The organism is Reyranella sp. (assembly GCF_044224635.1).
GTDB lineage: Bacteria > Pseudomonadota > Alphaproteobacteria > Reyranellales > Reyranellaceae > Reyranella.
Genome location: NZ_JBGAKA010000077.1, coordinates 20,429 through 30,608, shown reverse-complemented (window position 1 = coordinate 30,608; position 10,180 = coordinate 20,429). Strand labels below are relative to the sequence as shown.

At 67.6% G+C, this 10,180-nt stretch carries 7 protein-coding genes; 5 read left to right on the top strand and 2 right to left on the bottom strand.

Annotated elements, in window-relative coordinates:
- Positions 1-157 precede the first annotated feature (157 nt).
- Positions 158-1,372, bottom strand: coding sequence for an ABC transporter substrate-binding protein (locus tag ACILR9_RS36565; protein ID WP_395714923.1), 1,215 nt, complete (start codon positions 1,370-1,372; stop codon positions 158-160).
- A gap of 72 nt (positions 1,373-1,444) precedes the next feature.
- Here ACILR9_RS36565 and ACILR9_RS36560 point away from each other — a divergent pair, with 72 nt between their 5' ends.
- Positions 1,445-2,218 (top strand): enoyl-CoA hydratase/isomerase family protein, encoded by a 774-nt coding sequence (locus ACILR9_RS36560; protein WP_395714922.1) that lies wholly within the window; start codon positions 1,445-1,447, stop codon positions 2,216-2,218.
- Positions 2,219-2,220: 2 nt separating this feature from the next.
- Positions 2,221-3,432, top strand: a complete 1,212-nt coding sequence (locus tag ACILR9_RS36555) for a cobalamin-independent methionine synthase II family protein (protein WP_395714921.1) — start codon at positions 2,221-2,223, stop codon at positions 3,430-3,432.
- Positions 3,433-3,666: 234 nt separating this feature from the next.
- Here the strand turns inward: ACILR9_RS36555 and ACILR9_RS36550 are convergent, their stop codons facing one another.
- Positions 3,667-5,280 carry an AMP-binding protein gene (locus ACILR9_RS36550; RefSeq protein WP_395714920.1) on the bottom strand — a complete coding sequence of 538 codons (1,614 nt, stop codon included), beginning with the start codon at positions 5,278-5,280 and terminating at the stop codon, positions 3,667-3,669.
- Between the two features lie 193 nt (positions 5,281-5,473).
- Between ACILR9_RS36550 and ACILR9_RS36545 the strand changes: the two genes are divergently transcribed.
- From ACILR9_RS36545 to ACILR9_RS36535, 3 genes are read left to right on the top strand one after another with little or no spacing between them, the layout of a single operon-like run.
- Entirely contained in the window at positions 5,474-6,439 is a 966-nt protein-coding gene (locus tag ACILR9_RS36545; RefSeq protein ID WP_395714919.1) for a Bug family tripartite tricarboxylate transporter substrate binding protein, read from the top strand.
- Positions 6,436-8,508 carry a hydantoinase/oxoprolinase family protein gene (locus tag ACILR9_RS36540; RefSeq protein WP_395714918.1) on the top strand — a complete coding sequence of 691 codons (2,073 nt, stop codon included), beginning with the start codon at positions 6,436-6,438 and terminating at the stop codon, positions 8,506-8,508. The genes ACILR9_RS36545 and ACILR9_RS36540 overlap by 4 nt, the downstream gene beginning before the upstream one ends.
- Positions 8,508-10,148, top strand: coding sequence for a hydantoinase B/oxoprolinase family protein (locus ACILR9_RS36535; RefSeq protein ID WP_395714917.1), 1,641 nt, complete (start codon positions 8,508-8,510; stop codon positions 10,146-10,148). The genes ACILR9_RS36540 and ACILR9_RS36535 overlap by 1 nt, the downstream gene beginning before the upstream one ends.
- The last annotated feature ends 32 nt before the right edge of the window (positions 10,149-10,180 follow it).

The window sequence follows — 10,180 nt, the reverse complement described above, 5'->3', positions numbered from 1 at the left end:
CCACTGATCTTAAGGCCGTCAAACCCAAAGACATCGCTCGCTTCATCCACGCCTACAATCACACGCCTCGAAAATGCCTGGACTTCCACACTCCCGCTGAGGTCTTCTCAAAACTGTTGCACTTCAAACGAGAATCCACAACCTTTCTTCATGCGCCTCAATCGAACCGCGCGCTCAGCAGCCCGCCGAATACCTCGAAGCGCTCGCCGTTGAAGCGCTGCAGGGCCATCTCCTCCATCGGCTGATAGTCGGTCGGGCTGGTCGTCATGTTGATGCCCTTGAGCAGCATGGCGGGATGGAAGTCCTTCAGGTTGGCGGCCTGGCGCATGACGTTCTCGCGGGTCAGGGTGTCGCCACACTGCTTGAGGACCTGCACCATCGCCTGCGCCTGCACGTAGCCCACCACGTTCTGCGGGTCCTCGAGGCTGCCGGCCGGATAGTACTTCTTCATCCAGGCGACCCAGGTCAGGAACTCGGGGTCGTCCTTGTACTGCGGATCGGTCGGGTCCTTCACGAAGGCCGCCGATATGATGCCCTTCGACGCCTCGATGCCGGCCGGCCGCATGACGATGCCGATCGACGCCGCCGGGTTGTCGATGAACTGCATCGGCCTCCAGCCCAGCTCGTGCGCCTTGCGGATCGCCTGCACCGCGAACTTTGGCGTCGTGATGTTGAGGAAGACGTTGGCCTTGGTCGAGGCGAGGTCGATGATCTGCGAATCGACGGTGGCGTCGGTGACCTCGTAGCTGACCTCGCGCGCCATCACGGCGGCGGCCTTGTCGCCCAGGCGGTCGCGGAATCCCTTGAGGAAATCCTTGCCGAAATCATCGTTCTGGTAGAGCACGGCGACCTTGGGATCCTTGACTTCCTTCAGCATGTACGCCGCATAGATGCGCGCCTCCGCCTGGTAGATCGGCGTCAAGGTCATGGTGTAGGGAAAATTCTCCGGGTCGTTCCAGCGGCTCGCCCCGCTGGCAAGGAAGAGCTGCGGCACTTTCTTGCTGTTGAGGTATTTCTGGACCGCGGCGTTGGTCGACGTGCCGAGCGAACCGGAGAGGGCGAGCACCTGGTCCTGCTCGACCAGCCGTCGAGTCTGCTCGACCGTCTTGGGCGGGCTGAAGCCGTCGTCGAGGGATATCATGGTGATCTTGCGCCCATTCACCCCGCCCTGATCGTTGATCATCTGGAAGTAAGCGAGCTCGGCCTTGGCGAGGGTGATGAAGCCGGACAGGGGCCCGCTGTAGGGCATGGTCTGGCCGAGCTTGATCTCGGTATCGCTGGCGCCCGGATCGTATTTCTTCTGGGCCACAGCCTCGCCGGCCAGCAGCACCAGCGCCAGCGACGCCGTGGCCGCCAAGCGGATGGTTGTCATGGTTTCCTCCTGATCTTGTCGGCTAGCATGGCGGTCCGAAACGCAACCTCAAAGGGGGAAATGATGGCGCTCGTGAACTATGAGCGGGACGGCCGGATCGTGACACTGACGCTGAACCGCCCGGAGAAGCTCAACGCTTTCAGCGACGAGCTGGTCGGCGTGCTGGGCGACGCGCTGCATCGCTTCGACAGCGACAGCGATGCCGAGATCGCCATCCTGTGCGGCAACGGCCGCGCCTTCTCGAGCGGCGCCGACGTCCATCAGCGCCAGCTGCGCAGCCGTGAGGAGTTCCTCAAGCTCGGCGGGCCGCAGGGCCGGGGCACGCATTCGGCCGACCTGCTCACCAAGGCGGTGAACTGGAAGCCGGTCATCGCCGCGCCGCACGGCTATGTGCTCGGTCTGTCGGTCGGCATCGTGCTGGAGTGCGACCTGATCGTCGCCGAGGAAGGGACCCAGTTCCAGATCACCGAGACCTCGCGCGGACTGGGAGCGGGCAAGTATTGGGCGCTGATGCACTATCGTGGCGGCGGTGCGTTCACCATGGAGGCGGCGTTGACCGGCCGCTTCTTCACCGCGGAAGAGGCGTTCCGTGCCAACCTGATCAATCGCGTGGCGCCCAAAGGCAAGTACCTCGAGGTGGCGCGCGGGCTTGCGGAGGAGGTGCTGAAGAACCCGCCGCTCAGCGTGCGCTCGACCGTACGGATGCGGCGGCACTACATGGATAGGCTGAGCCGCGAGGTGATGTTCATGGGCGCGCCGGAGAAGCTTTATCTCAGCGAGGATTTCCAGGAGGCTGCGCGCGCCTTTGCCGAGAAGCGCAAGCCGGCCACGTTCAAGGGACGCTAGTCATGAAGGCCAGCAGCGATCGCATCCTCACGAGCCACGGCGGAAGCCTGCCGCGGCCCGACGATCTGATCGAGGCCAACGCCAGGCGCGAGGCGGGCACCGTCGACGAAGCGTCCTTCCAGAAAAAGCTCACCGGATCGGTTGCCGATGTCGTGCGTCGCCAGGCTGCTGCTGGCATCACCGTGCCGGGCGATGGTGAATACGGCAAGTCGATGGGCCACAAGATCAACTACCGTGCCTGGTGGAGCTACTCCTTCACCCGGCTGGCCAATTTGCAGGTCAAGGGCCTCGGCCTCTACGACATGCCGTCCAGGCGCTCGACGCCGGGCAACACCGTGCTGTCGAGCTTCGCCGACCGGCGCGACCGCCAGCGCTTCGCCACGGCGTACGGCGATCCCGAATCAGGCGTGTCGACTGGACCGCGAGCCCACGACTGGCCGTTCTGCGTCGGGCCGATCAGCTATACCGGCCACCAGGCAATCGCCGCCGATATCGCCAACTTCAAGGCTGCCCTTGCCGCCAGCAACGTCAGCGAAGGCTTCATGACATCGATCGGGCCGGCGAGCTGCGCGCGCATCGGCAACGAGCACTACAAGAGCGACGACGAATTCGTGTTCGCCTGCGCCGACGCCATGCGCGAGGAATACAAGGCGATCATCGAGGCCGGCCTGGTGCTGCAGATCGACGACCCGGCCATTGCCGAGAACTTCGACCAGATCAACCCCGAGCCGACGGCCGAGGAGTATCGCACGTTCACCATGCCCAGGATCGAGGCGCTGAACCACGCGCTGCGTGGCCTGCCGCAGGATCGCATCCGCTTCCATCTCTGCTGGGGAAGCTGGCACGGGCCGCACACGACCGACGTTCCGATGCGGGAGATCGTCGGGCTGATGCTGAAGATCAACGCCGGCGCCTACTCCTTCGAGGCCGGCAACGTGCGGCACGAGCACGAATGGGCGGTGTGGCAGGACACGAAGCTGCCGGGCGACAAGCTGATCCTGCCCGGCGTGGTGAGCCACGCCACCAACGTGGTCGAGCATCCGGAGCTGGTCGCCGAACGGATCGGCCGTTTCACCAACCTGGTCGGCCGTGAACGCGTCATCGCCTCGACCGATTGCGGTCTCGGCGGCCGCGTCCATCGCGACATCGCCTGGGCCAAGCTCGAGACGCTGGCCCAGGGGGCGGCGATCGCGAGCAAGCAGCTCTGGAGGTGACGGCAGCCGCGGGTATGCTCATCCTGGACCGCGCGCGCCCCGCCCGCTCATGTCATGATCTGATGCGGACCCCGGGCGATAGCGCTCGGAGTGCTGCCGGCGACGGGCTCGACGACAGCGTGAACGTGGATGGCTTCGGCCGAGCCGAAATGCGGCAGATACAGATAGCCTCGCGAATGCCAGCCTTAGCAGGTCATCCTGGGATGATGAGCGGGCGAGACGCCCGCGGTCCAGTCATGAAGAGGAGCGCCGGCTCAGCTCCGCTTCTGCGAGCTCGCGCAGCTTGTTGCGCTGGATCTTGAAGCCGTTGGGCGAGGGGGTCTTGGGGAAATCGTCGATGGCGAGGACGCGCAGCGGCACCTTGTAGTTGGCGAGTCCGCGCCGGCAGTGGGCGATGATGGCGGGCTCGTCGAGCGGCGTGCCGGCGTCGAGGATGACGAACGACACCGCACGTACGCCTTCCGGGCGCGCGACGGCGATGGTCTGGCAGTTGGCGATGCCGGCGAGCTTCTGGACGTGGCTCTCGATCTCCTGCGGGTTGACCAGGAAACCCGACAGCCGCAGCACGTCGCCCATGCGGCTCAGGAAGGTGAAGCCGCCAAAAGCGTCGAGCTCCGCGAGGTCGCCGGTGCGGACGTAGCCGTCGGCGGTTATTGCCTTGGCCGTCGCTGCGTCGTTGCCATAGTAGCCTACCATCAGCGACGGACCGGCGCATTCCAGTTCGCCGGGCTCGCCGACGCCGAGCAGCGTGCCGCGCTCCGGGTCGCGCACGCGGACATGGGCGAGCGGCGATACGACCACGCCGCCGCCGATCTTGCGCCGCGCCGTATCGGCGTCGATCGGCTGGCGCGCATAGAGCGCCTGGACCTCGCTCATGCCGTAGAGGCCGCACAGCAGCAGACCGCGCTTCTCCGCCTGCTCGGGCAGGTTGGCGAGCGCCGCGTTGAACGCGGCGTAGCCCGCCCATTTGACCGACGGCATCGGCCGCTCGCCGGGCACCACCTCGAGCAGGCGGGCGTACATGTCGTCGCTGCCGAACAGCGTGGTCGGCCGGTGACGCTCGATCAGGCGCGCCAGCTCGTCGATCTCGTAGGACTCGACCAGAACGCACGGTTTGCCGGCGGCGAGCGTCGCCATCGTCTGGTCGAAGCCGAACACGCCGCACAGCGGGAGGATCGACAAGGTCACCGTCTCCGGCGCGGCGAACCCGAAGATGCGCGCCACCTGCTGGGCGTGGCTCGAAATCGCGCCCTGGCGATGCAGCACGAACTTGGGCGCGCTGGTGGTGCCGGACGTCGTGAAGATGTTGCACGGCGCCTTGGCCATCGCGTGGTTGGCGGCAAGCGGCGGGCGCGACAGCAGGCGGTCGAACGGCACGCGCCGCAGATTCTCGATGGCCGGCGGAATGGTCGCCGGTTCCTCGCCGACCGTCACCAGGGCGGCGAGGCCGGCGAGTGCGGCCGGATCGACGTCGGCCAGGATCGACAGGAAGTCGATGCGGCGGAAAGCCGGTGCGCAGGCCAGGACTTTGGCGCCCGAGCGCCCGACGATGTCGGCGACCTCGACGGCGCGGTAGCGCGTGTTGACCGCGACCGCGATGGCGCCGAGCCGGGCACAGGCGAAGTAGACGATTGGATAGGCGAGAATATTGGGCAGCCACAGCGCCACGCGATCGCCGGGGCCGACGCCAAGGTCGGCCAGGCCTTGCGCCACGCGCGCGGCGCGGTCGAGCAAGTCGGCGAAGCTCAAATGTCGTTCGCCGTGAATGAAGGCCGTCGCGGTCGGAGTCTCTTCTGCCACGTCGGAAAGCAGGGACCAGACGTCGGCGGCGGGGCGGGTCAGGGGCATGCGGCGCGGAGACTAGCCGAAGCGCGTCGCACCACAAGCGCGGGGCGACACCTTGACCCGGCGCGGCGCTTGCGGGAGCGTTGCAACAGGGATGCTCATATCTGGACCGCGGGCTCCCGCCCGCTCATGAGATAGAGCGGGTGGGACGCCCGCGGTCCAGAAGAGCATGAGTCTCGAGGGGGGGAGTCGTTGCATGCTTCGCAGGACAGTTCTCGCAAGTCCGCTGCTGCTCGCTGCTGCGCCGGTCGCGGCGCAATGGCAGCCGAAGCAGCCGATCCACATCATCGTCGGTTTCGCGCCGGGCGGGACGGCCGATATCGCGGCGCGGATCGTCGGCGAGGCAATCCAACGTCGCACCGGCCAGACCGTGGTCGTCGACAGCAAGACCGGTGCGCTGGGGTTCATTGCGCTGAAGGCAGTCGCCAACGCGGCGCCTGACGGCTACACGGTCGGCATCGGCATCATGGGGTCGCTCGCCGTGGCGCCCGTCGTGCCGGGATCGCAGATCCCGCTCGATCTCGACAAGGAGCTGCTGCCGCTGTGCAACCTGGTCGGCGTGCCGATGGCGCTGATCGCCCGGCCCACCGCGCCCTACAAGACCGTTGCCGAGCTGATCGCCTATGCCAGGGAGAACCCCGGCAAGGTGACCTATGGCTCGACCGGCAACGGCTCGACCAATCAGCTGGGCGCCGAGCTGTTTGCCGCCGAGGCCGGCGGGCTCAAGCTGCTGCACGTGCCCTACCGCGGCGGCGCCCCGGCGATCGCCGATGTCGCGGCAGGTCAGATCGATATCTTCTTCGCCAATGTCTCGGAGATCATCGGGCAGGTCAGAAGCGGCCAAGTGAATGCGTTGGCGCTTGCGTCGTCGCGTCCCAACCCGATGGCACCCGACCTGCCACTGCTCACCACGGACATCCCGACGCTCGACATCAACAACTGGTTCGGCCTGGTCGGCCCGGCCGGGCTGCCCACCGACATTGCGACTGGCCTCAGCACGCTCTTCCTCGATGCAATCAACGATCCCGCCACGGCGCCCCTGCTGGCGGCGCGCGGCCTCGTCGCCGTTCCGCAGGACGGCCCCGCCTTCAAGGCTAACATCCTGCGCGACCGCGAGCGCTGGGCGAAGGTGGTGAAGCAGGGCAATATCCGCGCCGAATGAGTACCGCACCGCTTTCCCTCGGCATCGACATCGGGGGCACTTTCACCGACCTGGTCATCCACGACCCGCGCACCGGCCGCGCGGTCATCTGGAAGGAGAGCACGACACCGGACGATCCCGCGCGCGGCGCCATCGAGGGCACCCGCAAGGTGCTGGCGAAAGCCGGCGTCGGTGCGAGCGAGATCGGCCGTGTCGTTCACGCCACCACGCTGTTCACCAACGCCCTGATCGAGCGCAAGGGCGCGAAGACCGGATTGCTGACGACAGCGGGATTCCGCGACGTGCTCGAGATCGGGCGGGAGCGCAAGTACGAGCTCTATGACCTCTTCATCGAGATGCCCAGGCCGCTGGTCGCGCGGTCGTGGCGGCGCGAGGCGAGGGAGCGGCTGGCGCCCGACGGCAGCGTCGAAATTCCGATCGATACGGCGGCCGCGCTCGGCGAGGTCGCCGAGCTGGTCGCCGAGGGCGTCGAGAGCCTCGCCGTCTGCTTCCTGCACGCCTACGCCAATCCGGCACACGAACGCGCCGTCGGCGCCGCCATCGCCGAGCGCTTCCAGAACCTCTCGATCTCGCTGTCGTCCGACATCGCGCCCGAGATGCGCGAGTACCTGCGGGCCAGCACGACGGTGGCCAATGCCTATGTCCGCCCGCTGGCCGAGATCTATCTCGAGCGGCTGGAGCAGGCGCTGCGCGCCGAAGGCATTCCCGGCGGCCTGTTCCTCATGTTGTCGAACGGCGGCCTGACCCATGTCAGCGAGGCCAAGCGCGCGCCAGTGCAGTTGCTGGAAAGCGGTCCGGCGGCCGGGGCCCTGGCCGGCGCCTGGTTCGGCCGCAACGCCGGGCTGGAGCGCGTGCTTGCCTTCGATATGGGCGGCACCACGGCCAAGCTCGCCCTGGTCGACAGTGGCGAGCCCTTGGTCGCCTACGGCTTCGAGGCGGCGCGCGAGAAGCGTTTTTTGCGCGGTTCCGGTCTCCCCATCCAGATCGCCACGGTCGAGCTGATCGAGATCGGCGCCGGCGGCGGCTCGATCGCGCGCAAGTCGGAGCTCGGCACGCTCAATGTCGGGCCGGAGAGCAGCGGCGCGCAGCCCGGGCCGGCCTGCTACGGCCGCGGCGGCAGCGACGCCACCGTCACCGATGCCGATCTGTCGCTGGGCTATCTCGATGCCGACTTCTTTCTGGGTGGCGCCATGCCGATCGATCGGGCGGCGAGCGACGCGGCTTTCGGCAGGCTGGCCAGCGCGCTCGAGGTCGAGCCGGCGCGGGCCGCTTTCGGCGTCCACGACGTCGTCAACGAGAACATGGCGGGCGCGGCCCGCGTTGCCATCGCCGAGCGCGGCCGCATCCCGTCCGAATATGCCTTGCTGGCGACCGGCGGCGCAGGGCCGGTCCACGCCTGGCACGTGGCGCGCAAGCTCGGCGTCAAGCGCGTCGTCTGTCCGCCGGGCGCCGGCGCGGGCAGCACCATCGGCATGCTGATGGCGCCGGCGCGCGTCGACCGGGTCGCGAGCTTCAATGTGCCCTTGGCCGGCGCCGACTTCGCCGCCGTCAAGCGGGTGTTCGACGACCTGGAGAAGGAGTCGCTCGACATCCTCCATCTCACCGGCGCGGAGATCGAGAGCCGCGCCGTGCAGCACCTCGCCGACATGCGCTATGTCGGGCAGGGCAGCGAGATCACCATCGCCTTGCCGCGATCGCTCGACGAGGCCGGCGTGAAGGCGGCCTTCGAGGCGGCCTACAAGGCGCTGTTCGCCCGCACGCCGCCCGGTGCCGCAATCCAGTTTGTCGCTCTGCGTCTGTCGCTCAGCGCGCCGATGCCCGGTAGCGGCGGCGCGCTCGCGCTGCCGCGTCATCCCGCGACCAACGCGCTCAAGGGCACGCGGCCGGTGTTCTTCCCCGATGCCGGGCAGACCGTGCCCACCAATGTGTGGGACCGCTACGCCCTGCAGCCGGGCGCCAGTATCGACGGACCGGCGGTGTTCGAGGAAGACGAAAGCACGTTCATCGTCGGACCGGGCGCCACGGCGCGCCTGCTGGCCGACGGCTCCATCCTGGCGGAGGTCGGCTGATGGCCCGTACGTTCGATCCGATCGAGCTGGAACTGCTGTGGCGCCGCCTGATCTCCATGGTCGACGAGGCGGCGGCGGCCATGGTGCGCACCAGCTTCTCGACCCTGGTGCGCGAGAGCTACGATTTCTCTTGCGTCATCACCGACGCGACGGGCCAGTCGCTGGTGCAGGCGAGCGAGAGCATCCCGAGCTTCATCGGCACGCTGCCCGAGACGGTGAAGCATTTTCTGCGTTTCTTCCCGCCCGACCAGCTGGCGCCGGGCGACGTGCTGATCACAAACGACATCTGGCTCGGCACCGGACATCTGCCGGACATCACGCTGGCCAAGCCGATCTTCCGCGACGGCCGGCTGGTCGCCTTCAGCGCCACCACGGCGCATGCGCCCGATATCGGCGGCAAGATCAGGAGCCCCGAGCCGCGCGAGGTCTTCGAGGAAGGGCTGCAGATTCCGCCGATGAAGATGATCGCCGCCGGCAAGACCGACGAGACGCTGGTCGCCATCATCCGCAAGAACGTGCGCACGCCGGACCAGACGATGGGCGACCTGTGGGCGCAGGTCGTGGCCCTCGACCTGATGGAAGACCGTTTGCGGGTGTTGATGGAAAGCTACGGCCTGCCCGATCTCACCGATCTCGCGCGCGAGATCCAGGGCCGCTGCGAGGCGGCGATGCGCGCGGCGATCCGCGCGTTGCCCGACGGTACCTACCATAGCGAGCTCAAGACCGATGGGCTGATGGAGACGCCCATCACTATGAAGATGGCGCTCACCATCAGGGGCGACGAGATCGAGATGGATTTCGCCGGCACCGACCGCCAGGTCGATCGCGCCATCAATTGCGCGCTTTGCTACACCAACGCCATGGCGATGTACGGGGTCAAGGTCTGCACCAGCCCCACCCTGCCCAACAATGAGGGCGCCTGGCGGCCGATCACGCTCAAGGCGCCCGAGGGCTCGATCGTCAATCCGCAGTTCCCCGCGCCGGGCGGGTCGCGCATGCTGATCGGCCATTACGTGCCGATGCTGGTGTTCGGCTGCCTCGGCCAGATCGTGCCGGAGCGCGTGATGGCCGCCTGCGGCTCGCCGATGTGGGGCATGAACCAGTCGGGCGTGCGCGACGACGGGAAGGGCGGGGGCAAGCCCTACGCCAACATGTTCTTCTACAACGGCGGCATGGGCGGCAATACGCGGGGCGACGGCATCACCTGCCTGTCGTGGCCGTCCAATGTGTCATCGACCGCGATCGAGATCAGCGAGCACATCGCGCCGCTGCGTTTCCACTACAAGCGGCTGCGGCCCGATTCGGGCGGCGCCGGCCGCCATCGCGGCGGGCTGGGCCAGGAGATCCTGATCGAGAGCCGCAGCGACACGCCGATCGCCGTCTCCTTCCTCGCCGAGCGCACCCTCTTCCCCGCCTTCGGCATCGAAGGCGGCCAGGACGGCGCGCCCGGCGAGCTGCGCATCAACGGCGAGAAGACCGATCCCAAGAAGCAGTACGTGCTGCGCAAGGGCGATACGGTTGCTCTCGGAACCCCCGGCGGCGGCGGCCATGGCGACCCCAAGCTGCGCGATCCGGCAGCGCTCGCGAGCGATGTCGCGCACGGATACGTGACGCAGCCGGCGCGGTACGCCGCGGACTAGCGCTCCCGGCGTTGAGCCCGAATTGTGAAGCA

Excerpts from the sequence above, each read along its gene's own strand:
- ACILR9_RS36555 (WP_395714921.1), top strand. The coding sequence starts at position 2,221 with ATGAAGGCCAGCAGCGATCGCATCCTCACGAGCCACGGCGGAAGCCTG.
- ACILR9_RS36535 (WP_395714917.1), top strand. The coding sequence starts at position 8,508 with ATGGCCCGTACGTTCGATCCGATCGAGCTGGAACTGCTGTGGCGCCGC.
- ACILR9_RS36550 (WP_395714920.1), bottom strand. The coding sequence starts at position 5,280 with ATGCCCCTGACCCGCCCCGCCGCCGACGTCTGGTCCCTGCTTTCCGAC.
- ACILR9_RS36545 (WP_395714919.1), top strand. The coding sequence starts at position 5,474 with ATGCTTCGCAGGACAGTTCTCGCAAGTCCGCTGCTGCTCGCTGCTGCG.
- ACILR9_RS36565 (WP_395714923.1), bottom strand. The coding sequence starts at position 1,372 with ATGACAACCATCCGCTTGGCGGCCACGGCGTCGCTGGCGCTGGTGCTG.
- ACILR9_RS36540 (WP_395714918.1), top strand. The coding sequence starts at position 6,436 with ATGAGTACCGCACCGCTTTCCCTCGGCATCGACATCGGGGGCACTTTC.